Genomic DNA, 25,860 nt, shown 5'->3' with positions numbered 1-25,860 from the left:
CCGCTTACTAAATTCATGTTAAGTTGGATAATTATCAATACCCAGTAAGGGTGATTTTTCATAATTTGGTCGAATACTAGAAAACATGGGAAATTTTAAGGAATTTAACAAGAAAACACAAATATGTATCAGAGAAATAGCCTCAGTAGCTGAAATTTCCTGGAGCGGTTATCATTCATGACTTTACGAGACTGGTCCGTAGCTTGGATATCTAAGAGAGGGTTGCAGCAGTTAGGAATAAGTCTTAAGGAAATTACTAGGCTAACGGTGGATGAATATCATTCGCGTTACTTTAACGCCGAAGACGCTAAGGACTATGTACCTAAGGTACTCGGCTTACTCGAAAAGAACAACAACGATGACGTCACGATTAAAAAAGTGCGTTGCCATGTTTACCGTATAATAACTTCGAATAAGTCAAAGATATTCAAGGAATCATTATAGGCGCTAATCAGTTTTACTTTAATACTTATCTTTATGCTTAACCGACTGTTTAAAACCTTGCCAATATAAATGTCAATACAGAAAACACCTGGAGAAGTAGCCGCTATCGCCAGCTACTTCTTCCAATATGGAATATTTGCAACCGAGATATATAATCACTTGCTACAGAACGATCTCCAATGGATAGAGTTCGCCAGTAATGGCGCAGGTAAATTAGATGATGTGCTACTGGGTACCGATACAAAAGTGATTGCTTACCAGATTAAAGAGATCGGTTCATCAAATTTTAGCTATACTCAATTTACCCAGTCAGATACCGATAGCATTTTTCAAGGGGTGTTCAAAGGTTGGCAGTCTATTAAAACGAAGTATTTGGGAAAAGAAATAGATGCACGTTTTGTCACTACCCAACAGGTTTCGGAAGGTGATTCGATTACCGCCTTTGACGGCAGACCCAAACCCTCGTTCGCAAAATTTATCGCGAACTTTTGGCAACCTATACAGAAAGGCGCCTATAATGAAAATAGTATCCCTAAGGTATGGCAACCTGTTTTCGATGAATTGGTCGCTTTTGCGAATACCACTGATAAAGAGCTCATTGAATTTATAAAGGATTTCAAATTTGTCTTCAACTACAAGGCCGATCAGTTCCTTTACGATACGTATACGCAGACGAGGCGGAAAGCGCATATAGAACGGATTGAAATGCGTATTCCGCAGGTGATCGCTCAAAAAGGAAATGTTAAGTTTGACCGTTCGCAATTCCTAGTAGAATTTGGTTTGAAAGACCAATTTGAGACACGTTTTCAGCACGCCTTCTTTGTCGACGATCGCCATTACCTTCCGCTCACAAGCACCTTTGATCAGCTTAACTCTGTTGTTCAAAACAAGAACAATGGATATCTGGCCTTAGTGGGGAACGCTGGTTCTGGTAAATCTACCTTACTTACGAAGTGGCTCTCCAACAGCCCCTACAAAGTGTTGAAGTATTACGCTTATACTAACCTCGATATGAGCTATGACTTTGGTTATCGTGGCGAAGCTAAATATTTCTTGCATGACCTTCTTGTACAAATCAGGGAGGGTGGCTTAAATTTGCAGGACCGCCTGCCAGAAAAAGAACTATCGGATCTCCAGAAACATTTGGCTGAAGAACTTAAAAAACTTAGTTACAGAGGCGAGAAGGTATTTATTATTGTTGACGGTTTGGATCATATCGAACGCGAACAACATGTCGGGGATAGTTTAATAAGTGTGCTGCCTGCGCCGTCTGCTATACCAGACAATATTTACTTCATTTTAGGAAGCCGCACAGTCAACCAGCTTTCTGATTTGACTTACGAGATCAGGGAAGATCTCAAAAACACCAATAGTACGATCACAATCGATCCGCTATCAAAAGAGCAATTAAAAGAGATGACCGATTCATACAAGCTTATCTTAAGTGTTGGCCAAGTAGAATCTCTTTATCACAATACAAAGGGACACCCCCTTTTCCTTCGCTATACCATAGAAGAATTGAATCAGAGAAACGCAGAGGCTTACGATGAGATAATTGGTTCCAAAGATTTTTCAGGTGATATTTATAGAGAGTATAGCAAGTTTTGGGAAAAATATAAGGTGAATGATCAGTTTGTCCATATTCTGGGAATCATTGCCCGTTTTCGGTTTCCATATTTCGACCTCGAACTGTTAGGTCATTTTAAAATCAATGGCGCTGATGCTGACCGGGTCAATAAAACAGCCGAATATTACTTTTACAAGTCTGAGAATATTTGGCAATTCTTTCACAACAGCTTCAAAGAATTTTTGATCGAAGAATCAGCCAGAAACCGATTCAGCGGAAAATTCGATAAACGCACCGATCAGAAATTTCATCTTGAAATAGCAAATGCGATAAAAGATATTGACGACCAATACCGCTTCAACATCATCTATCATTGGTACAAGGCCGAGCAATATACCACGATATCCGACCTGTCCACGCAAAGCTTTTTTCGGCAGCAGTGGTTCCTTTACCGCAATTCGAGTATAATTAGGGAAGACATCCGCCTCGCATTGCTCGCAGGGGAGCAGAAAAAGAACTATCGCACGGTGGCTGCTTGTTTTTTTGCTCTTTTGGAGTTGGAACAGCGTACTGCAAATCTTTCATTCGGCAATTACTATGATATTTTCCTGAGCGCAGGCCTTTTAGATACCGCCTGTTCTTTTGTATTTGATTCGGCCAAATTACTGGTACCCCATACGGCGGCATTGGATTTCTCTAACTTGCTTTTTGATAAAGGCTACAAGGACTTGTCATTAGAACTTTTTAACCGGGCAACTCCAATCTATCTTTTTGAAGCCTCAGCTAAACTTAGCAGTAGACGACACGATCAGCGTACTTATACTGAAGTGAATGAGGTAGAGCTCTTAGAGACTTGGGCAAACGTGGCTAGCATCTTTCTTCCACTGGATGAGATTATAGAGAAGTGCCGGGGTATTGTCATTGGTGCAGAAGGAGAACAAGAGCCTGAGGAACCACTGTTGCCGCGATTGATATTATCTCTTAAAGATCATTTTATTATTCGTAAAGAGTTCGACAAACTGAAAGCATTGGCTGATCACGCAAAAGTTGACTTGGATAAGTTCTATCAATTCGACTTCTATTTCGATGTTATTTATAAACGCCAGACAACAGAGGTACTACGCAAACAGGCGCTGGACTTTTTTGAAAATTGGCAGAATGACGGTGATGACTGGCACACGCGAGCTTACGCATTGATCTATACCTTTGAAAAGGATGATGCATCAAAAAGGAAAGAAGCATTCAATTTAATGGTAACGCCAACAGAACTAAAAAAGAAAAATTCCTATGTACGGGCGGGCGGATTTGCCAACTATATATTCAACTACGCCAGACTTTTTTACATCATAACCAAAGACTTTACAGTTGAGCCGGAGATTTTTCTGCCACCAAGTGATAAGCCGACTGAACGCGCGTTCGACCTTGCTTTCGCTGAAATGGCACGAGCGAACGCCTGGTTTTTCCATGGTTACGCTGAAGCATCAACAGGCTTTTTTGGAAGTGTAGATAAGCTCTTTTCAATATTTCATCATCGTTTCAACGAACCATTATACGACCATGAGATAAACGCCGCAAAAGGAAAGTTTGTAGAGCAGATATTAGCAGTAAGCCTGGAGATATCAGACGAGGTCAGCGCAAGCCTGTTAAAGAAATTAACCAATGAGTGGAACGTCAATGGCTCTTATTGGAGCAATGAAGCGATACAGGGAATAATTGAATGGAGCATAGATCACCATGTAGATGTTAAATGGTGTAAGGATACTTTGCTTGGTATCGAGAAAGGAATATACTCCAACGGTTACCTCACACAACGAATTTCGGAAGGTGTTCAACAGGCGAGACTTTGGTCGAAGCTTAAAGAAACACCTCGGGTGGAATCTACAATCGATAAATTAATGTCTATTTGCCTGGGGATGTCGGGGGAAGATGATCAGCAGGTAGGTCAGATGGTTAATTGGATCGAAAAATATCAGCCAACGCCAATTCCTGATATTCAATATTATCTCGATCGGTTAGCTTCCATGAAAGATAAGGTAAATTCGTCTAATCATACGCCGGCTATTGCGATCCTGGAATTATCGTTTTACCACGGAAATGGCTATAAAATATTTGAACATCTATTATTTAAGGAGTTGGTCAACTTGCTTGATGGTTTTGAATACTTATTGATCTACCTGCTCAATAAAGGTTGGGTGCCGAAAAATGTGCTAGTTAGATTGTTTACCAGGATTATTGTAGCGTTCGATGATGCGCATTCTATCAGGCGACTCTTCATTCGTGCTTTTTTTCGAACAAAGCCCGACATTGGTGAGGTAGAAGAATTAATAAAGGAACTACACATCTTTTCTCTGGTAGAGATCAGGAACAGTTATTTACTAGAGATTTACGAGCAAATGATCCAACAAGGAAGCGCTCCTGCTCGGGTCGGATTATCAGATAAACCAAAAGTGAAGGATGAAGATCGGAGCAGTTCGGAACATCTCCGCTTGAAAGACAGCACATATCTTAGTCATGCCGATGTTTTAAATAAAGTGACATCGTTAGATGATCTGCTTGCTTTAAAAGGCGAAGAGGAAAGAAATGGTTACTTTAACTGGACTGAAGCTTTTATCAAAGTTATACCTACAGCCGATACTGCTGAGATCAAGGTGTTCTTAAATGAATTTAATATTGATATTGACACAAAACATATCACTAAGATTGCTGGTGTTCTTTCCGAGAATGGTAAAACTGAGATCGCGAAAGAACTGTTGAAGAGAACTATTGAAGAATCTCGGTATTGCCAATGGGGTGATGAATATTATGCTAAAGGAAAGATACTAGCTTATACCTTGTTGGAAAAGCTTACTCCTTGCGGCCGGGTTCCTTCCGATGCCTTGAAAGACTTTGTTGAAGCATTGCCGAACATGGGTACAAGGGTAAGGGAATCGGTCATCGCCGATCTGGATAAGGTTTTTACGCTTTTCGATAAAACTGTGGATCTTAACCTGATCTATGAAGAGCTCAATTTGTACCGTGATCAGTTATTGTCGAATGAAGAGGTCGTCCAGGGTGTTGAAGTTCAAGGCCATGAAAGCGATGATGCGCTATTTATCGATTTTTTGACTTTTTTAGTAACGACACCCAGCCAATTCACAGAGATAATCTATCCCGTTCTGATCGCCGAGTACAATCAATTGGATCGTATAATACCTGAGTTACTTAAGAGATTATATGATGGAGGATTCACCCTAAAATTTCTTAAACTGTTGCATGGGGTTGCCAATAAAACCGACAGGTATGTCGAGCGTTTCAAAAATGAACTTGAAGCATTGGTGAATTCTTCTAGGTTTGACCTGATGTTACTTGCCTCTGATCTGTTAAACCTTGGGGGATACGCAGCACAAAGAACCCAGCAGATATCGGAATTGCCACTCAGTTATACGCTAGAGCTTCCACCGGAGCGTGGGATTGTGGATGCCTCAAAAAACGCGATAGGAAATATCAGCGACGATGGCTATCTTAAAGAAACCAATGATCCGCTTGTGTATACGAAAATCATAGATATTGAAATAAGTATGCTAGCAAGGGTGACAGGGTTCGCTAAGTACAATATCGCTTACCGGATCAGGGTGTTAGGTGACGATCAACAGTTTCCCATTTGGTGTTCGAACTTGACCGAACAAGAATTACGTGGCCTCTATGAGTCCATGCTTGATCTGAAAGTTCCCTACAATCGTCCTCAAGTACAAAAAGTATATGTTGGCCTGGCGAAAGTCCTGATGGAGTTGCTGGAACTTGGATATTTGGATTTTGACACGGCAGAAGATTTTTTGCCCCATTTTGATCCGGCAACTTATCTAGTCGAGGTCGTCTCCCAACCCAGATCAATTGCATCTATATTAAAAAAATCTGGTTCCGCACCTTCCGTAGACCGCAAATGGGCACATGAATTCGACGACGCATATATTTCAAAAGTATTGACCGCGTACGATGGAGAACGTTTCATTCTCGCAGAGCGAACATTGATGCAGGGAATGGGCCATGGCAAAGCAATAGAGATTCGTGAGGCTTTTATAGAGGTGAAAGCTACTGTAGATGAGGATGAGGCAGCTATTTTTCGATCCAGGACACGTGCTTTGATACGAGACTATATTGATCATGAACAAGCTGGTATCATCATTTACAATTCAGCAAGGACGACGCAACCGAAAGAGAACTGGCTCGCGGTAAACCCATTACTTGCAATGGACATGGGCTTAAATTTCAATGAGCGCGAGGGAAATTTTAGGTGGGATAATGAAGCTGGAGAAGCCGTTATAGAATCGGTCTTTTGGCAGTTGGGTGATTCTGGCAATAAAGGCGGGCACCATGATTCAGAATCTGGTAACGGTTGGCAGGTTCTGATCACACGTGAAGGGCTTGAAGCGGTCATCAGGAAATTAGGCAGCAGACCCTTGTTTCATTACAAAAGAATTCAAAGGCATTTGGAATTTCATCAGCGCCGATACAACACTTACATCAATGAGGAGGATATGAAATTCCTTACAGAGGAGTTCAATTTGTCCGATTATACCTAATCAATTGGAATTATTTATTTGAAATTCAGATTCTTATCTAAGAAATACTAGTGTCCTTAGCTCGCTTCCATGCAAGTATTATTTTAGATGTAGACCAGCCGCAGAATTCCACCGTTTCGAATATCCAGGGTGGTATGTAGATAACTTAGGGAATATTCAAGAAGTGCAGGCTTTTATAGAAAAACTGAACGCCCAATAATTCAACCTGTTCGATTTTCCGAAAACTTAGTATCGGCAATACGAAATACCAGGTAATGATCAAACATAATTTCGATATCCTTTTGATTTGCCATAACCATTTTATGGTATTAAATGTGACGAAGATCACCCCATTCTGGGGGCGGATTTGTTAACAACTGTTCCAGTTTGCAATCGTCTTGCGTAACGGAACGGCGCTTCCTTTTTCAAGTTTCTTTATATGCGCAGCATCCATTCCGAAGATCATTCCGAATTTTTTATAACTCAGCCTGTGCCGATATCGATATTCCTTCAACCTGCCTTGCAATGTGCTATATCAAACAGCCATGGAGCGTATCCTAGAAACGTAAGGATCCGTGGATAGTATGAGACTTTGGGCTCACTCCGGGGCTTCTCCCAATACACAATGCAATCTTCGACTACGGCCGTGACATGTTTAAATCCATCCTTCTACGCCGTACATGTTAGCCTAACGTGACGGGCTTATGTGGATAGCTGACTAGGCGGCTTAGATGTACTCTTATAGTATCGCAAACAAGGCAACGCATGTATCAATGTTGCATTGACTTTTGTAAGACCCAAAAGATAGGTAAGTGTTATGTCTACCATTTTCCAGCCTACAGTGGTATATTTTGCTATAATCTCGGTAATAGCGTGTTTCTGAGGAAATTCCAAATGATAGCCATCTGAATGGGTTAACCAATTGAGTCCTAGCTAACAATTTTTCGGTAAAACCGTAACAAATGCGTAACGGAGCAAAATTTTGAAGTTTCAGGAATAGTCCATAAATTACTTTTCTAAGTCAGAAAAGCACATTTTGCCTCATAATATGGCGGTTAGGCTAGAAGACTTAGAATCTCTGACTCCGACCACAATCTAAACATCTAAGCCTTTTCCGATTATGTTCAATCTAGTGTAATAACTCATCACTGTCCTTTCAATTTAAAGTAAATCAGTGAAAATGATGGTGTTCATTTATAATGTTAAGTTATGCTTTATGACATCAAATGAATGGTTCGCTCAGCGGCGGTGCATAATGCGAAACATTTTGTGGACGAATTGATTGAATAGGGGGCTTTTTAAAAAGTTTGATGAGATGAAGATTGCAGTTTTTGTAACTGCAATCTTTAATAGCTTAATTCAATACATTTTCCATGGCTTCAAGTGCTTTATATCTTATTGAGGGAATGCCAAGAAGTTTATCGAAACAGTCTAATGCAGTCTTTTGCTCTTCACGGTATTTAAAGGGTTCAAGCCTTAGTCTAGAATATATCGATAATACCAGAACCAATGGTTCATCACCAAGATAGGCCTTCTTACTGATGTCAACTTTCTCTGGAGGATTCATTTTTACCAATAAATCCAAACATTCTTTTGGATACAAAGATGAACACTCCGTCAAAAACTCCAACAGATATCTCGGATCATTACTGAACTGAACAGTACCAATATACTTTTCCATGAAGCTGTAAAGCTCTCCAAAATTTTCAATTTTAAACACCCTTAATACTAAACCAGAAAATTCGCGGGAAAGATCGAATTCGGTGTGTGACAAACATCTTTCCAAGACTCGCATCGATCGTTGATCGACTATACCATCTCTAATCAAAAAACTTTCTGCTACGTCAATGGCACATTCTATCGCTTTTTGACCCAGTCCCATAAAATGATCATACATTTTAAAATCATCAATATTCTCAAAGATCCAACTGTTTACAAAAAAGTAGCATTTATCATATAATTCCTCGTGCAACAGCATTTCATCAAAATAAAAACCCATTCTATCATGGAACTTATTGTTAAAATACTGCGCAGGATTGATGGAATATTTTAAAACATGTGAGTCTTTCTGAGTGATAAGCTGCTGGAAAATAGCGAAGGAACGTTCGATATCAAAATAGTTTAAGTAGGCAAGCTGAGACATAACTCCTGCAAGAATTGTAGTAGAGGGGCTATTTTTTGGATCAATGACGAATTCAATTGTAGAAAGCACGTCCTCCTTATAATTTGGATAATCGAACAGGTAAAATAAGTTATAAATGGCTGACCCTCTTGGTGTATTGATAAAATCTGTAAATGGATCATTTGGATTCAGCGCATCATCTCGATACCCTTCCGATCTGGCGATGGCAATCAAGAAATCCTTGACATCCTTAGTAACCACCTTCGTATTGATTAGGTATTTGATGTGCCAGGTAGTATACAAGGTAAACTCTCTGTTTAGGGATAGCTTTATTTCTCTTCTAATAAGGTCGGCAACCTTCTCAGGATCATACTTTGCCTTGATCAATGCAGATATGCCGTGCGAGATGTAACTATTAGATATGCCTTTCTCATTAAATAACTGCCCAATAAAATCACAGAAATGTTCTGGGCGCTTTTCCACCACGCTTTCAAAAGATCTCGAATGCTCAAGTAAACCTCCCTTGAAAAAATCATCAGATTTAAAATCCTCATCAATTTTCCGCATACTTTTCAGCCAGGCATCAAAACTGAATTTGTTAAAATCCGCATTCGTCAACGGGGAACCTACAGCCCCAAACCTACTATTGCTTCTATCAAAAGCTTTATTATGATCGATGTGTCCGAAACGTCTTTCCAACACAAGATATAATTGCTTCAACTCATGATCATTTTCCAGAACTTTTCCCGGAAATGCCTTTAAAAATAAATATTTTTTTCGACCGATGTTCAGGTTGAACTTTTTCTTGCCATCTTCTTCATATATCCATATCTCATAAGGATGGGTGATATTGAGCAAAAGTTTTTTAATCCTTTGGTATTGTGCTGAATTAAATAAGGATATTACTTTAGCAATCATTCTGCGAATGTTAAGCTGAAAAAAATCATCTATCTCCATCAAACCGTTCTTGGTTTCGATGATCAATAATAGTTGGTAGATTTCTTCAATAAATTCACTAGCCCTATCCCGCATCAATTTTGCTAGAAGAACGAGCAAAGGAACGTAGTTGGTCGAGGAATAATTTTGGACAACCTTTTTAAGTTCACTTCTTTCGCAAGTGCTATAATATTTAATCAGGTAGAAATCTATAGATTTTTCATCTTCGCTGTCTTTATAGAACAGCCCGTTATCGAGCTGATAGGAACCTAGCAGTTCGGAGGAAATTCCTGAATACTCAGAATAATAGGCGTGTTTTGTTTCTTCCAGAATTTCCAATTGCACAGACAATAAAAATTTAGCGGTGCTTGATGGATTTTGTTGATACAAGTTATCAATAATTCTTTCAAAACGATGGTCGAACCTAAAACGTTCAGTACGAATTTTTGTCTTCAATATTACTGGCTTGAGCTTTTCAAATACATATTCCAGATCAAAAGGTGCTATTTTTTTTAGGGTCTCGAAATACCAAAGTTCTGTATTCTCATCATATAAAAAGTAGTTATCAAAAAAGTGTAAAAGTGTGGCATCCCAGTTTTTCACACTCGGTATAATGTCTGCTATTAACTTATTTTTTTCTTCAGACTTGCCATTTTCTAGATGATCCAAAACAAGCTTTGCATTATGGTTGATGTTGCGGTAAAGAATTCTGTACACATCATTTTGATTGCCATTAAGCAGATCATTTGAAATAAAAAACTCGATCCAACCTTTTGAATTGAACAAGTCAAGAAACAATTTTCCATATTGATTCGCTAGCACGTCGCAAACTAACTCTTTCTCCCTCTGCGATGGAATTTCTACAAGTCCAAGTTCCAGTACAAACAGATATTTGATGTGATACCTGATCTGATCTTGACCAATTATTTTTTTATAGAGTTCTATATATTTTGGATGGTCGGCCTCCCTAAGGTACTCAATAACGGTCTTAATCAAAGACCTGATATACAGGTTCTGGCCTTCCTCAAAAATATACTCGATTAGATTTCTATCAGAAATTACGAACCATCGAGCCAGGTAATACTCATAAAATGATTGATGAAAAAAAGAAAGTTTATTTCCGTTCTGCACCAGAATTTCATGGGAGACTAGATAACTTATTTCAGCTTTGAATTCTTCGAGATACGTCAGCTCTATCAGATTTGGATGCTGTTCGTACATCCTTTTCACAATCGCATTTAGGCAGTCGGTGAGCAAAAGTTCCCTCGGGGTCATCACTTGAGTCCACAATTCGGAATAAAGTTTAGTTAATGAAATCCTGGACTGTTTCTGCAAGAGCTGCTCCAAATTTGGAATCTTGGTAAAAAGTTCAAGATTATAAGGTATCGTAAGTAGCTCGATTAGCAGTTTACTTTTTGCTTCAATTTTAAGTAGTTTTAAAATGTCTGTTACTTCCGTCTCAGACAAATTACCAACCTCAATCTGCTTGATAAATTGCGTATCATTAAATTTTCTCAGATCGGCATCATAATCAAGATCGAAATTCCTGGTCGAGATTATAATTCTTGAATTTGGCAGCTTGAGCAGTTCCTGAATAAGCTTTATGTATGTCTGTAGCCATCTCCTGTCCGTTGACAACGTTTGGGACAGTGCGTCGAGTTGGTCAAGTACAACTACAAATTTTTCACCTTTGTCCCGAAGTACGTTAAAAAGTTCATTGAATGATGTTAAATCGGTAAATAACTGTTTGGAAAGGCCGTTCAAACTGACATCATAAAACTGGTCACACTTTATTGCAAGGACAACATATTCATGTTCATTTGCCAATTGACAGTAAACATCATGCAGAACTGTTGTTTTACCTACGCCTTTTTTACCTTTAACGACAAGCATCTTTTCTAAAATCGCCCTGCCAGGCAGACCTCTCTTTACCCACGCCACAATTTCCTGAACTGCTTGTCTCTCTATATGTGCTAGCTTTTCCTTCGAAAAATAATTTTTGAGGTTCCTAATGTAGTTCGAAGCAGACAAAACCTCCTCGTCCAGGTCAAACTTTTTTCCGACTACAGCGCTGTGAATCTCCCGTACCTCTTTTTTGATTTCTATTTCAAAAGCTTCATCATACAGACCGAAACTTTTTAATCCATCGATAAGATCGGCCCCATCCATAAGTTCGATGCAATCATTTGGCAACCCAAAGGTCTTCATTTGCTTGTTTTTCCAACCTGCCCACCATTTGTGCTCTTGGATGCTCAACTTTCCCGGCATACAGAGTATCCAATTACCGACCTGAAAATCAACTGAATTTATAGCAGTTTTAAAGGATTTCCTTATTTGTGCCTTTTGTGATTCCTCAATGCCATTAACAAAAAACTTGCACTGGATGACCTTTATCGGCTGACTTTCGATTTCACCAATAAAGACATCTACTCCTCCATCACCGATATCAACACGTACCGATTTCACACACTCTCCCTTATATTTATGTTTGAATAGCGTAGTACAGATATCTTCAAATTTGCTTCGGGCACCAGCTATGGTGTATCTGTTGACAAGGTATACCCATTCGTCGATCATATAATTATATTGGTAAATCCCTTAATGGATTGGTACGACCCTTTTTAATAGAACTGTGACTACAGACAATAAGGTTTACTCAAAAATAGCCAATTCACGAAAAAAAGCACAAAAATGATTTCAACATCACTCTGTTATCATAAAATTTTACAGTTCCGTAAGAAAGTAAATTCCAGCTAGAAGATTGGAGTGAAGTACAGAATAAGAACTACAGTTTTATTTTTTATATATCTCTTTGGCCTGAATTGGCGTTTAGCTCACTTTCAGCAATCAATTGGAATGGGTTAATGCTGCCCATATATTCAGCATGAATCAGAAATGGCATTCTACTTCATTCGGCTTCAAAAGTAGCAAAGAATTCTGGAATAATTGCCTTATATGCTTGATAAACCTTTTCATATTTAGCTGAAACCCTGGCAACGGGATCATGTTGCCTCAAATAATCAACTTCCCTAAGAAAACTCATCTCTTCGTCCAAACGGTGAAACTCATCTTTATCTGTTAAAATATTGAGTTCAATAGGTAATTGGCCTTTAGTATAATCATAAAGATGCATACTGCTGGAACAATTCCTGATAATCATGCCGCATAAAAAACACCGACCACAGTATATTCGTAAATACCCGCTATAAGGAAAGTGCCACCTTGGTTGAAACATTGGTTAGCAAAACACTTATTTCATCTAGCCTTAATTTCTTACATTAAAATTCAAATTGTATGAAAATGGACTCTATATTATCAATGTAGAAGGAAAAAGAAGTTGTGAAATCACTAAATATCTCACTTATGAAACATAATTATTAAAAAAGTCTATCCGTCAAACATGTAATACCTTAGTACCCTTTGCATTAAAAAAAAGCTTAAATTTAATCCTTAAAAAATAACGATTGACTTTTTTCAGCAGACATAACATTGAAAAAAGCTCCTATGAGAAACTCTATTATCGTTACAACCATGAGATATTTACCTGTATAGCCAATAAAATTGAAAACAGGGACGATGTACTGGATGTGATGCAGGAAGTTTATATCCATTTATGGAAATTCAGAGAGAAAATTTTAATTGGCAATGCCGAAAACATAATTTTCAATACCTGTAAACAGGAAATATCGAAATTTTACCGCCGAACCGATAAGGAGCCCTATTCAGAAGAGCTAACTTATGACCGTGCGGATAATTCTATAAATGAATTAAAAGCAGCAAAAAAGAAAGACCGCCGGTTAACAGAACTTGAAAGAAGTATTGAGCTCATTATTCCCCCATTGCGTAAAACGATTTTTAAGATGAGTAAAATAGAGGGAATATCACATGAGCAAATTGCCTCCCAGTTAAATATGTCTAAAAGTGCGGTTGAAAATCAGATCGCCAAAGCCATGACATTCCTTAAAAAACACCACTCTAATTCTTAAAAATAGTTAAACTCTCTTAAAATTAGTTAAATTTTAAAGTGAGGGGGGTGTGTTTTTTTGAGTTTCGTCCTAATATATAATAAAGGACCTCTCATCATGGAACAAAAACAACCCCGTTTACAGCCACCTACTCCACAGGAAAAACAGCTGATGTGGGAAAACATCATCAAAGAAATTGAAATCAGGGAACGCAGAAAGCGACTGGTTCGGGTAATTTCAATAGCTGCTACAGTTATAATTCTTTCAGTAGGGGGTATGGTTGGCTATAGTACAATCTCAAAACCGGATATCTATTTTGCTCAATCCGGAACTGAAAATGTATTGTTGAGAGATGGCTCACGGGTTACTTTATCAAGGGGAGCAAAACTAACCGTTGAAAAATCATTTCCCGCTGATACCAGAGATGTTTTCCTTGAAGGAGATGCTGTCTTCAATGTAGCAAAATCTAAGGATCACCCTTTCATTGTTCATGGTAAAGGATATGAAACAAAGGTACTTGGAACTGTTTTTAAGATTTCACAATACGGAAATACCTTTAAAGTTGATCTCTATGAAGGAAAGGTTTTGGTGTATAAACCGCACCATTCCAAAGAGACAATTGCATTAAAACCTAAACAGACCTTCACAAATTTTGGGATTCCCGAAGTGACGTCCGTAATGGAAACTGAAAATATCAATATTGTACCGCCAAATGAAAAACTGGCATCCCTGACGTTCAAGGCATGTCCAATAAAAGATGCATTTCAAATTATCGAAAAAACGTATGGAGTAAGCATACATTATCCAGCTGATCTGGAAAATACAAAGATTACAACCTCCGTATCAGACACAACCGCTGATATAGCAGTTCATATGCTGGCTTTTCAGCTTAATCTCAAATTTAAACATATCAATGATTCACTTTTTGAATTGGAAAAGTAGGCTTTGGTGCCTGATGACGCCAGCCTTGAAACCGGACAGATAACAAGGTAAGATACAAAACGACCGACGGGGGCAACCGTCGGCCACGTACTAAAACAATAACGAATCTTCACTCAATTATTAATTTTTAATACTCATGCAAAAATATGAAAAATATTTGCACGGCTGCCCTATTGCTTTTATCGGGAGTAACGCTCATTAACGGGCAGCAACAAGACCTTTCAAAAATAAAGGTTAATTATTCGGTTGGTAAAATCTCTGCCGAGGATGCAATGAAAGGTTTTCTCGCAGAAAACAAGATCAAATCCTTCGCTTATTCTAATAATGATCTAGAAAAACACAGAATTCAGGGGACAAAATGTATCAATGAAAGTGTACTTGGTTGCGCGAATAAGATACTAAAGGGCTTACCTCTTGAAGCCCTCATTTTTAATAATACACTTATTATCAGGCAAAAAATCCTCAAAGTATCTGAAATGGCAGATACCGAGGAACTCATTCCATTGGCGGCTATACCGCAAAAAAGAAATGACTCTATGGAGACTTCTAGGAAGGAAACAAAGATCGAGGAAGTCGTCCTCAATGCCGGTTATTACAAAGTAAAAGACAAAGAAAGGACAGGGAGCATTGCCAAAATTTCAGCCAAAGACGTAGAAAACCAGCCCGTGACCAATGTTTTGGCATCAGCTCAGGGCCGAATGGCAGGAGTTAATATTACCCAGAATGGAGGAACAGCAGGTGGCGGTTATCAGATTCAGATCAGAGGCCAGAATTCACTCAGAACTATTTCTAACAGTGGAATTGACGGGAATCAACCGCTCTACGTTGTGGACGGAGTACCCATAAGCGGTCAGGCACCCTCACAGTTTGCGGGTCCGGCCTTACCGGGCGGGAGCATCAATCCGCTCAACAGCATTTCCCCACAGGATATTGAAAGTTTCGAAATCTTAAAGGATGCCGATGCTACAGCCATTTACGGTTCAAGAGGGGCTAACGGGGTTGTCTTGATTACCACCAAAAAAGGAAAGTCAGGCAGGCTGGGTCTTAGTTTTAATAGCCAGTATTCTTTTAGCAAAGCTCTTTCCAATCTTGACATGATGGATACACAGGAATATATCGCCATGCGAAGAAAGGCATTCAGCAACAATGGAGTTTCGGTCTATCCTGCAACTGCCTATGACATTAACGGAACCTGGGATCAGAATCGCTATACCGACTGGAGAAAAGAACTGATCGGAAACTTAGCCTCAGCATCAAATACCCAACTCTCCCTGACCGGTGGAAATGAAACCACGACTTTTCTGGTCAGCTTCGGTCATCAGGAGCAAGGTACCGTCCATGCCAAAGATTTTAAATATAAGACCAACAACATTTCAACGAATCTGAATCATCAGTCTAAAGACAGCCGCTTTCGTTTAAATATCTCCAGTTTATTTTCTAACCAGAAAAATAATGTGATCAATGAAGACCTGACCAAGACTGCCTATACACTGGCACCCAACGCTCCTGCGCTTTATCATCCGGACGGAGGTCTAAACTGGCAGAACAATACCTTTACCAATCCGGTAGCGGCATATAATGCTTCTTATTCCAACAATAATGTTCAGTTCATGAATAACTACAATGCAGAATATGAACTGCTCAAAAACGTTAGCTTTAAATTCAATGGCGGTTTCAACTATCAGGGCTTTGAAGAATGGTCCTTAAGGCCTAATACAATATATAATCCTGCTTTTGTAACCGGACAGTCAAGTGCATACTCACAAGCTTCTAAATTCAATCAACACCGCTTTTCCTATATATTGGAACCTCAGCTCAACTGGAATTTCCAGAAAGGAAGCCATCAATTTGACATTCTTGTAGGTGCGACCTATCAGCAGGATGTCAGCAGGCAGGGCTCTATCACAGGAATTGGTTTTGAAAGCAATTCATTTATTGAAAACATAGCCGCTGCACAGACCAAGGTCATTGGCGATCAAATTTCCAGTAAATACCGCTATGCCGCATTATTCGGAAGAATAAATTACCAACTGAATAAAAAGTACATCCTGAATGTTACTGGGAGAAGAGATGGCAGCAGTCGTTTCGGACCGAACAATAAATTTGCTGACTTCGGTGCAGTAGGAGCCGCATGGCTTTTCTCTAAAGAAAATATTTTTAAAGATTCTAGGTGGCTCAGTTTCGGAAAACTCAGAGGTAGTATAGGAACTTCGGGAAGCGACAATATCGGAGATTATCAATATTTAGATACCTACACGATATTATCTACTTCAGTATACAACGGGGTGACCGGGCTTATTCCCTCACGGCTATACAATCCCGATTTCAGCTGGGAAAAAACCACAAAGATGGAAATGGCCCTTGAATTCGGACTTTTTAAAAGCAGGCTAAACCTTACCGCTGCCTACTACCATAACCGCTCATCCAATCAACTGGTAGGCTATCAGCTTCCTGCGGTGACAGGATTTACAATGGTCAATGCTAACCTTGATGCTACCGTACAGAATACAGGCCTGGAGCTTGAAGCGAATGCCCATCCTATCGTCACAGGTGACTTTCAATGGCAGACCAGCTTCAATATAAGTTTCCCTAAAAACAAACTTCTTTCCTTTCCAGGTCTTTCTGGTTCCACCTATGCCAATACGTATGTGATTGGTCAGCCTGTCGATATCATCAGGCTGTACCATCTTGAAGGAATACATACTCAGACAGGTCAGTACCAGTTCACGGATTACAATCAAGATGGTAAAGTTACATCAACGGACGACCGACAGATAATTGAAAATCTTTCCGTTCAGTATTTTGGCGGATGGAGCAATCAGTTTAGATATGCTAACTGGGATCTTTCCCTTCTTTTTCAGTTTGTGAAGCAGAAAAGCAGGAACTATAACGCTTCAATGGCCTCACCTGGACTGATGAACAACCTGCCAAAAGAATTGTTGAATGTATGGTCTCCCGAAAACCCTTCAGGATATTACATGCCCTATAGGTCTTCAGTCAATACCCTTCATTCTTTATTCCAAAACAGTGATGCAACAGTCTCCGATGGATCATTCATCAGGCTGAAAAATATCCAGCTTTCCTACAGAATACCTTTAAAAGAGTCCTCACTTTTCCGTGATGTCAAGATTTACTTTCAGGGGCAAAACCTATGGACCTGGACTCGGTATTTCGGAATTGACCCAGAATCAGGAACCAGTAGTTTTTTACCTGCGCTGAAGACCTATGCGTTTGGTATTCAGTTTAATCTTTAAAAAATAAAAAATAATGAAAACCTATATTAAAATAACCTTTTTAACAGCAGCCCTGTCCATTAAAGCATGTCTGATTTCATGTGAAAAATTATTAGAGGTGGATACTCCATCTAACCAGATCACTTCGGATCAGGTTTTTGAAAATCTTCAGACTGCAAACGCCGCGTTAGCAGGTCTGTATTCGGGACTTTGGGACAATTCTCCCATTGCAGGTGACCAGTCAGGCATGTTGATGAGTATGTACACTGATGAACTCAGTTACTACGCGAGTGCTTCCACAAATGGTTTGGCTGAATTGTACCAAAATACTGTAATCGACACAAACCCAGCCCTGTATACTTATTGGACTAATGCCTACCAGAAAGTATATATGGCAAATGCTATTATTGAAGGAATAGAAAAATCTACCTCGATACCTATTGCTGAAAAACAACGGATCAGGGGTGAGGCTTTGATGATCAGGTCTCTTTTGTTCTATTATTTGCAACAGCTGTATGGAGATATCCCTTACCCAGTCACCACCAATTACATGATCAATCAGTCCATTTCTAAAACACCTGCTCTGGAGGTTTTGCAGCGTCTTACAAGCGATTTAAATGAGGTAATTCCATTACTTCAAGATCAGTACCGCCATACAGAAAGAATTTATCCCAATCGCAAGACTGCACAGCTCATACTTGCCAAGATCTATATGCTTCAAAAAAACTGGAATGCTGCTGAAGGTCTCCTGAAAGAAATTATCCACAGTCCTCTGTATCAGTTTCAAAATGATATTACCAAAGTTTTTGACAAATCGGGAAGCCATATCATCTGGCAATTAAAGCCACGGAATGGTGGCGATGCCACCAAAGAGATAGCTGTCTTTTATTTCACCAACTCAGCGCCTACATCAGTTGCCCTGTCTCCACACCTGATCAACAGTTTTAGCGGCAGTGACAAAAGAAAACAATTTTGGACTTCTGCTGTAACCGTAGGGAACAATACCTGGTATCGGCCTAATAAATACAAAAATCTTAGCAACAATAATACTGAGTATTCTGTGGTTTTCAGGTTGGAGGAAGCCTATTTGCTATTAGCTGAAACATTGGCTGAGCAAAATAAAATAAATGAATCCCTACAATTTATCAATGCGGTCAAGCAGAGAGCAGGAATTCCATTGCTTACAGGTTCATCCTCAAAAGAAATGATCCTATCTGAGATCAGCGTAGAGAATTGTAAAGAATTTTTTACTGAGATGGGACACCGGTTTCTGGATCTGAAACGTCAGGGGAAACTATCAGAATTGTCGACTGTTAAACCTAACTGGAAACTACATTTTGTGGTATTGCCCATACCTCAAAAAGAGCTTTTATTGAATCCTAATATCCAACCTCAAAATTCAGGATACTGATGGTACAATATCTTTTAAAACTTATTGTTCTGTGGTTGACATGTCTATTCACCTGTTTGTCAGGTCAAAGTGAAACAGCGATCATCTACGATTCAATCCGTAAAACGTATGGACATTATTATAAGCCGGGCAATCTCCAGCTTTCCCCTGATGGCAGATGGATTTCATTGAAAAAACAGTTTAAAAACAGTCGCGATACACTTTTAATTTTAGACCGTAAAAAAGCCGATCAGCCTGTGATGGCGCTGGTAAAGCGGAACGATTATTTTTCATTCATAAAGGATCATAAACTTCTTGTTGCAGGTGAGCGCACAGCAGAGTTAATTGATTTGATCAGTTTAGAGAAAATGATATACAATGACACAAAACAAGCGTCTGCATTACCGAAGTATCATCACTTCCTGTTATGGAATAAGGACAATCGCTTGTCGCTGTACGGTTCGTCAGGAAATCTGCTGAATGAAATTGAGAAAGTTACGCATTACGTAACCGACAAACAGCAATTGATTTTTGCGGTATGCAAAGAGGGGGGGGCCAACAGGCTGACACTGCTAACAGACAAAAAAGCAATTCCTGTTTATGAGACGGATTCTGAAATCAGAAGAGTTGAGTTGACAAATTCCGGTAAATATGTTACCATAACGGAGATTTTGAAAGATCAGCCCCAATTGATAGTTACTTTAGTAAATACTAAGACTCATGAGATTACTCATCTGAAACTAGGAGATTCAACTTACCTCAACTCTGTGAAAATCGTTGAAACATTGGATGGAAATTCGTTCTTTATAGATGTAGATAAGCAGATCAGAACAGACATAGAATACGATATTCCTGATATATGGTATGCCAACGATGGAAATTTAAAAGCTAAAAAAACCGGATCAAACGCTAAGAATGAATACTATCTCTGGAAATTAGGAATGCTTGAGCCCCATAAGTTACCGAGTATTAAATATCCGTTGTTTGCACCGATACACAATCCCCGTTACCTGCTTGCATTTGATGCCTATCAGGATTATAATTACGTTACCCACTTCCCTGTTATCAAAATTCAGCTATATGATACGGTAATAAAGAAGTTTACTGAGATTTTTGATCAATCTGAAAATTTGGTCGCATCACCGGTGAGTGACCACTTGTTAAGTTTTAATTACTTGAAAAAGAAATGGGAGCTATTTGATATTAAGCTTCAGCAAAAATTAATGATTGACGCTTTAAATCTTGACCGCCCTTTTTTTGACGAAGAAGGCAAAAACATATATTTTGAAAGCAAAAACGGACTCTTAAGATTTAATATTGGCCTCAAAAAACTGGAAGTTATCAAAAACACCTCAGGTCTGAGTTCTACTGTGTTGAACTTTCAATCACCTTATATTTCTAATTACAACAGTATCCGAGCAAGTGGATTATATCCTGATAAAATTACAGTTATCAAACTTTTAGATTCAATTAATAAGACTTCCTTTTTATCTTATCATAAGGGAACATTTAAAGAAATTATTCCATCTGTTTCCAATCTTGTTAGCGAAATGGTGTTGACCGCAGAAGGCAATGATGCTTTCTCGGTTGAAGAAAATTTCAATTTGCCGACTGCGGTATATTATCATGATTTGAAGCGGAAGAAAAAGTCAGTATTATTCAGCGGGAATAAAAAAGATGATACCGCCGCATTGATGAGACAGGAAATTATTCACTATATTAATAGTGATGGTAAATCTCTAAAAGGACTGCTTTATTATCCGATGAGGTTTAATCCATTTAAGAAATATCCGTTAATCGTCAGTATTTATAAAATTCAACATAAGCTGTCAAATGTTTATTTCTATCCGAATGGTGATGCTGTTGGATTTGATCTGCGAAGCCTTCTTGACCAGGGATATTTTGTTTATTTACCAGACATCGTTTTTGGATCAAAAGGACCTGGATTATCGGCATTGGATTGTGTGGATAGTTCAATTGATGCACTGTCTTCCTACAAGAATATCGATATGCAGAAAATAGGCCTGACAGGCCATTCAATGGGAGGTTATGAAACAAATTTTATTGCAACATATTCCAAACTGTTTGCTGCATACATCGCAGGATCAGCAAACAGTGATATTGTAAGAACCTATTTTTCCTATCACAATGATACAGGAAATCCCTATTTCTGGCAGTTTGAAAATGGACAATATGAAATGCCCGGTGCATTTACCGATTACAAAGAGCTGTATGTGAAAAACAACCCCATATACAACGTTGACCAGATCAGTTCGCCGATCTTGCTCTGGACAGGAATGAAAGACGAAAACGTCCTATGGGATCATACCAGGGAGTTTTTTGGAGGAATGGTGAGAAACAGAAAACAAGCAATTGCGCTTTTTTATCCGAAAGGGGATCATAATCTCGGAAAGGACACGGCTGAAAGCCGGGATCTGAACCTTCGGAATCTGGAATGGTGGAACTACTTTCTCAAAGACATGCATGATGTGGAATGGATTAACAAACAAATTAAAAAAGGACGCTGATAGCGTCCTTTTTGAGTAAATTACTGAATTTTGTACAGCGGGCTTCCGCACATCGTAGGGGAGATAAAAGTTCTCAGTGTAGATCCATCCTCAGACCATTCGCAAAATGCAGCAGTCTCAACGGTATTACAGTCTTCCTGAGAATTGACACAAAGACCCTGTGCTGTGTCAAAGTGATATCCTTTAACGATAGCACTTTTAGTGTTTGCTTCTTTTGTAGCAAACGCTGCTCCTGTACCAATCAGTACAATGAATGCAGAGAAAAATAAATTTTTCATAATTAAAAATAGATTAATGTGTACCTACTCTTGGATCAGGTTTTCGGCTTCCCCTGTTTAGATAGTCCGTTAATGGTTTTCTATACTTATGTCTGATCAGCTCATTTCCGATGATCACAAAAAGGTACTGGTCGGTCATGTCATAATCTGACATTGCTTTTTTTCTCCTGTTGAAAATATGGAAACTGCCGATATACTCTTGTCGGTCCGTACGATAGATATCCATCACTTTCGCTTTCTTCCATTCTTCTGAAGATTCAAACTTCCCTTTGAGTTCGGATTGTATCAATGCAAGATTTCCATATGCAGCGATGTTTTGATTCACCTTTAATGGTGGAGCTGACATCTTATGCCTTCCGTCGGACATGCTCGTAATCTGAACTTTTGCTTTGCTGATTGTATCAATCGTGTTTAGTTTCTTTTTCACCTTAAACTGATGATCAATTGTCAGAAACTGATTTCGGTAACTATATAGGTATATGGGCCTTCGAGGATTTTCAGAAACCGCAAGTTGTCCATCACTATCAAAAACTCCATCAGCCTGTTTTTCGAGAATGTGGTCGAACAATTTTATCTTAGGCTCTTTATGTATGTCAAACGATGCGATTGAAAGTTGACGGCTATCTCTATTCATGGTCCGTACTACGAAGCTCCCTGAGTCCAAAGGAATCATCTGGCTGAAATAAGCTTCTTTATAACTGATTGTTTCGGCATTCCTACTTCCCACCTTTCCTCTGTAGATCACGGGAACAGTTCCGTCATATAAAAAATAATAGGGGTAGAGAACCTGCAATCGCAGATTCTTAAATAGATGATTAATACTGTCGGGAATAATTCTCATTTGAGTAATCACATTTAAATCATAATCAACAGTTGTAAGACGCTGTGGATATGACTTATTCCCGAGATAAATATGTTTCCCATCATTCCCTGCAAAGTAATACTGGTCATGATCTAGATTTTTGATTTTGTCTTCAACTACAGGATACAGCAAGAATCTTCTTGTGAAATTATTTTCATGTTTAATAATATCTTCTGAAGAAATAAATAAAAAAATAACAAGTAGGATACTCAGAATATTAGTTGATACAATTATTAAAAGCGTTCTTTTAAAGAGATGTTGCTCCTGTCTGGCTACAAGAATAAGTGAGAGAAATCCTGCAAATACACATATAATGTTAAAGATCAGATGCTCTGTCCAACCTAACTTCTCCAGAATACCACCGCACGAGCAAGGCACAAAATCACTGTAATTCAAAATAAGAAATATATATATGGTAAACGCTGACATTAAAGCGGTAGAAGCATATACGCCAACATTTCTGCTTTTTTCGAATAATAGTACAAATGAAATCAACAATTCCAAAACAATAACAGCGTAGGAGATAAATCCCGCATAGGCACTTAATAAGGGAGACTGTGCTAATTGCAACTGAAAATTTTCAAAGTCCAATATTTTGCTTACACTAGCGTAACAGAATAATAGCACAAAAAAGTAGGCAATAATAGAAGGCAGTATTTGAAGTTTCTTTTTCATCGGAACTTATTCGGTTAGTGAAGTAAAGCTCCTGATTTAAAAGATTTAAAAAGTTGAAAATAGTACCAAAAACACTGTAGAAAGTATCGATTTTATTGATAAAAATACCCCAAACATTGAAAATAGTACCAATCTGATAAATACCTAGTTCAAAACTAGCTTTCTGTCTTGAATCGGGGAATTGAATCTAATGGAAAATGGTACTTTTTATGGAAAAGTGTGTACATACTGTTGTAGCCCGCAAAATTATGTCTGTAGGCGATCTCTTTAAAGCTAAACGGGGTGAACATAATATCTTCCAATACATCCATCATTCTCAACTTATTTTGAAACTGATGAAAGGTGTCTCCAAAATATTCTTTGCAGTCTCTTTGAAAATGATTGTAATTTTTACCATACGCTGCCGCCAGCTCCCGAAGTGAATTTATTTTTGAAACACTCTCACTATTCAATGCATCTTCCAGATATCCGAGATCATGCTCGCTTTGAGAAAACGAACAGCAGGGAATGGAAAGTTCCTGCAGATAAAATCTGCCTGATTTCTCCATGATGTTTATTATTCCTGTTCCCAGATACTGAGAAATCTTAGCATTGCTACTAATATTAATATTCACCGGAATGATCGTTGTAGTATCTTGCAATCTTATAAGCCCTAAAAGCTTTTTGTCAATTCCTTCTGCCTGATCCAGGCTATGATCGGTAATTACAAGCGTTTTTATAATCGTTGTGCCATCGTAATGATAATCACCTTGTAATATCTTGACACTGCGAAAAAAATGGAAATAGGTATCTATTACCGTCTTAGTCTGATTTAAGAGAATTTCGTTATGACCGGCATTTAAAAAGTAAAGAGAATGTTGAAGTTGGGAGAGCCTGGCCATTACTCTTCCAATCCTTCTCTCGATGATTGAAAGTAAGAAGATATTCATAATAGGAGCGACCTTTAAGTTTGCGGAGACCTAAAAGGACTAATATAGTATATTTATTTTGTAAATCAAATTATATAAATACGTAGTTATATCCGAAGGTGTTGCCGGAATCTACTATCTTATGTATGCGTCCAGGTAGCTGATGATGAAATTTTAATTATTTATATTTATCATTAAACTCCTCCATTTTGTGATCATAATGCCTGCTATTGGTAAATGCAACATATTTAATTTCCGAACAAAGGCTTACATCACCATCAATCACCTTTGTATATAAAAAAGTAAAGTGCTTCACTTTTTTTAGGGACTTAAGCCATGATAATGATTGCATATCTCCACATCTGGTTAAAATGATTTTCTCCAAATTTTTGCAATATTTTAAATCATCATAGTTGGTAAGGTTACCGCAAGAACCTAATATGAAAGATTGCAAATTATCTGAACTTTTCTTTAACCCATCTAAAGAAGTTAATTTGCTGCAATAATGCCCCTCAAAGCTTTTTAAGTTTGGAAGTATTAAACCATCAAAATTTTGAATATTGGATTCTGTAATTTCGAAACTTTCGAGTGATGCTGGTAGTTTTATATAAGAGAACGATTTTGTTTTTGGTTTGAATTTCCAAATTATTAACCTTTTTAAATGTGTATTTTCTGACAAATCTATTCCATCATTATACCAGTCTACTGATAAGTATTCTAATTTTTTAAACTGAGTATAATCAATGTTCGGTTTAGGTTTTGGATTATGAATATTAATTGTAATCTTTTTTAAATTTTTTAGCTCATACAACCCTAAATAGTCAATATCAAATTTATTCAGATAGATTTCTTCAATGAAGTCAATCTCATTTAAAAAATTTAAATCTTTAATAGAAACTGAATTAATAGAAACCGATTTGATTTTAGTTACTTTTATATATTCTATTTCATTTTGCAAATTATCCCCACCTCTTATAGCTAAGGTTTTTCCATCTTTCGAAAAATTAAATCCATCTATATCCATAAATTAAGTAATGTTTAGATTTTCGATTATTTTAAAGATTTCTTTTCTTTCTGCATCTATTTCAGGCTCGTTGGTGGATTCAGTATCAATTGTATAACTACAATAAACTATCTTATTTTCGACAGCAAAAATCCAATTGTAGATAGTTAAATTCTCTGCCTCATCTTTGGAGTAAGAGATATAATAAACATAGTTATTAAATTGATTTTTTAAAATTTCAGCTTCATTTTCACCAGCCATTTTTTTTAAATAAGCATCTGCATCAAAATCACCTTTTCCTTCTAATAGTAAAGGAGTAATTCTAAAACTACCGGTTTGCTCAGTGTAAAATAAATAGGTACCTTCATCTTCCTCCGTACTAATTAAGTTAGAAGGATATTGAAAATTGATCCAACCTTGATTAGAAGTAAATTGACTATAATTCATAATGAGTGTGCTATAAAATTTA

13 protein-coding genes are annotated in these 25,860 nt (G+C 38.1%); 6 read left to right on the top strand and 7 right to left on the bottom strand.

The window, feature by feature from the left end:
* Nucleotides 1-513: 513 nt before the first annotated feature.
* Nucleotides 514-6,570, top strand: a complete 6,057-nt coding sequence (locus BCL90_RS16535) for an NACHT domain-containing protein (RefSeq protein WP_121285097.1) — start codon at nt 514-516, stop codon at nt 6,568-6,570.
* A gap of 1,333 nt (nt 6,571-7,903) precedes the next feature.
* Here the strand turns inward: BCL90_RS16535 and BCL90_RS16530 are convergent.
* On the bottom strand, nt 7,904-12,184 hold the full coding sequence (locus tag BCL90_RS16530; RefSeq protein ID WP_121285096.1) for an NACHT domain-containing protein: 4,281 nt from the start codon (nt 12,182-12,184) through the stop codon (nt 7,904-7,906).
* Nucleotides 12,185-12,515: 331 nt separating this feature from the next.
* Entirely contained in the window at nt 12,516-12,767 is a 252-nt protein-coding gene (locus BCL90_RS16525) for a hypothetical protein (protein ID WP_134380685.1), read from the bottom strand.
* A gap of 304 nt (nt 12,768-13,071) precedes the next feature.
* On the opposite strand from BCL90_RS16525, the gene BCL90_RS16520 reads away from it, so the two are divergent.
* The 5 genes from BCL90_RS16520 to BCL90_RS16500 all read left to right on the top strand — a co-directional run bounded on the left by BCL90_RS16520 (nt 13,072) and on the right by BCL90_RS16500 (nt 21,665).
* The gene (locus BCL90_RS16520) at nt 13,072-13,593 is read left to right on the top strand and encodes an RNA polymerase sigma factor (protein ID WP_121285094.1); all 522 of its coding nucleotides are present in this window, start codon (nt 13,072-13,074) and stop codon (nt 13,591-13,593) included.
* Between the two features lie 96 nt (nt 13,594-13,689).
* Nucleotides 13,690-14,514 (top strand): FecR family protein, encoded by an 825-nt coding sequence (locus BCL90_RS16515; protein ID WP_121285093.1) that lies wholly within the window; start codon nt 13,690-13,692, stop codon nt 14,512-14,514.
* Nucleotides 14,515-14,660: 146 nt separating this feature from the next.
* Nucleotides 14,661-17,768, top strand: coding sequence for a SusC/RagA family TonB-linked outer membrane protein (locus BCL90_RS16510; RefSeq protein ID WP_121285092.1), 3,108 nt, complete (start codon nt 14,661-14,663; stop codon nt 17,766-17,768).
* A 13-nt stretch (nt 17,769-17,781) separates the two neighbouring features.
* The gene (locus BCL90_RS16505) at nt 17,782-19,158 is read left to right on the top strand and encodes a RagB/SusD family nutrient uptake outer membrane protein (protein ID WP_121285091.1); all 1,377 of its coding nucleotides are present in this window, start codon (nt 17,782-17,784) and stop codon (nt 19,156-19,158) included.
* A 239-nt stretch (nt 19,159-19,397) separates the two neighbouring features.
* Nucleotides 19,398-21,665, top strand: coding sequence for an alpha/beta hydrolase family protein (locus BCL90_RS16500; RefSeq protein ID WP_244214196.1), 2,268 nt, complete (start codon nt 19,398-19,400; stop codon nt 21,663-21,665).
* A 20-nt stretch (nt 21,666-21,685) separates the two neighbouring features.
* Here BCL90_RS16500 and BCL90_RS16495 read toward each other — a convergent pair whose 3' ends face one another.
* The 5 genes from BCL90_RS16495 to BCL90_RS16475 form a co-directional block, all read right to left on the bottom strand.
* A complete protein-coding gene (locus BCL90_RS16495; protein WP_121285089.1) occupies nt 21,686-21,943 on the bottom strand; it encodes a hypothetical protein in 258 nt (85 codons plus the stop codon).
* A gap of 13 nt (nt 21,944-21,956) precedes the next feature.
* Nucleotides 21,957-23,480, bottom strand: coding sequence for a MauE/DoxX family redox-associated membrane protein (locus BCL90_RS16490; RefSeq protein ID WP_121285088.1), 1,524 nt, complete (start codon nt 23,478-23,480; stop codon nt 21,957-21,959).
* A gap of 155 nt (nt 23,481-23,635) precedes the next feature.
* The gene (locus BCL90_RS16485; RefSeq protein WP_121285087.1) at nt 23,636-24,409 is read right to left on the bottom strand and encodes a helix-turn-helix domain-containing protein; all 774 of its coding nucleotides are present in this window, start codon (nt 24,407-24,409) and stop codon (nt 23,636-23,638) included.
* A gap of 157 nt (nt 24,410-24,566) precedes the next feature.
* On the bottom strand, nt 24,567-25,412 hold the full coding sequence (locus tag BCL90_RS16480; RefSeq protein WP_121285086.1) for a hypothetical protein: 846 nt from the start codon (nt 25,410-25,412) through the stop codon (nt 24,567-24,569).
* 3 nt (nt 25,413-25,415) lie between these two features.
* Nucleotides 25,416-25,838 carry a DUF3805 domain-containing protein gene (locus BCL90_RS16475; RefSeq protein WP_121285085.1) on the bottom strand — a complete coding sequence of 141 codons (423 nt, stop codon included), beginning with the start codon at nt 25,836-25,838 and terminating at the stop codon, nt 25,416-25,418.
* Nucleotides 25,839-25,860 lie beyond the last annotated feature (22 nt).

Origin of the sequence: Pedobacter alluvionis, from assembly GCF_003664035.1 — a bacterium.
In the GTDB taxonomy this organism is placed as follows: Bacteria; Bacteroidota; Bacteroidia; order Sphingobacteriales; family Sphingobacteriaceae; genus Pedobacter; species Pedobacter alluvionis.
This window is presented reverse-complemented; position numbering and strand designations above follow the sequence as displayed.

What these genes read in the sequence shown, in the direction of transcription:
- BCL90_RS16495 (WP_121285089.1), bottom strand. Translation starts at nt 21,943, where the DNA reads ATGAAAAATTTATTTTTCTCTGCATTCATTGTACTGATTGGTACAGGA.
- BCL90_RS16480 (WP_121285086.1), bottom strand. Translation starts at nt 25,412, where the DNA reads ATGGATATAGATGGATTTAATTTTTCGAAAGATGGAAAAACCTTAGCT.
- BCL90_RS16510 (WP_121285092.1), top strand. Translation starts at nt 14,661, where the DNA reads ATGAAAAATATTTGCACGGCTGCCCTATTGCTTTTATCGGGAGTAACG.
- BCL90_RS16485 (WP_121285087.1), bottom strand. Translation starts at nt 24,409, where the DNA reads ATGAATATCTTCTTACTTTCAATCATCGAGAGAAGGATTGGAAGAGTA.
- BCL90_RS16475 (WP_121285085.1), bottom strand. Translation starts at nt 25,838, where the DNA reads ATGAATTATAGTCAATTTACTTCTAATCAAGGTTGGATCAATTTTCAA.
- BCL90_RS16505 (WP_121285091.1), top strand. Translation starts at nt 17,782, where the DNA reads ATGAAAACCTATATTAAAATAACCTTTTTAACAGCAGCCCTGTCCATT.
- BCL90_RS16535 (WP_121285097.1), top strand. Translation starts at nt 514, where the DNA reads ATGTCAATACAGAAAACACCTGGAGAAGTAGCCGCTATCGCCAGCTAC.
- BCL90_RS16525 (WP_134380685.1), bottom strand. Translation starts at nt 12,767, where the DNA reads ATGATTATCAGGAATTGTTCCAGCAGTATGCATCTTTATGATTATACT.
- BCL90_RS16500 (WP_244214196.1), top strand. Translation starts at nt 19,398, where the DNA reads ATGGCGCTGGTAAAGCGGAACGATTATTTTTCATTCATAAAGGATCAT.
- BCL90_RS16530 (WP_121285096.1), bottom strand. Translation starts at nt 12,184, where the DNA reads ATGATCGACGAATGGGTATACCTTGTCAACAGATACACCATAGCTGGT.
- BCL90_RS16490 (WP_121285088.1), bottom strand. Translation starts at nt 23,480, where the DNA reads ATGAAAAAGAAACTTCAAATACTGCCTTCTATTATTGCCTACTTTTTT.
- BCL90_RS16515 (WP_121285093.1), top strand. Translation starts at nt 13,690, where the DNA reads ATGGAACAAAAACAACCCCGTTTACAGCCACCTACTCCACAGGAAAAA.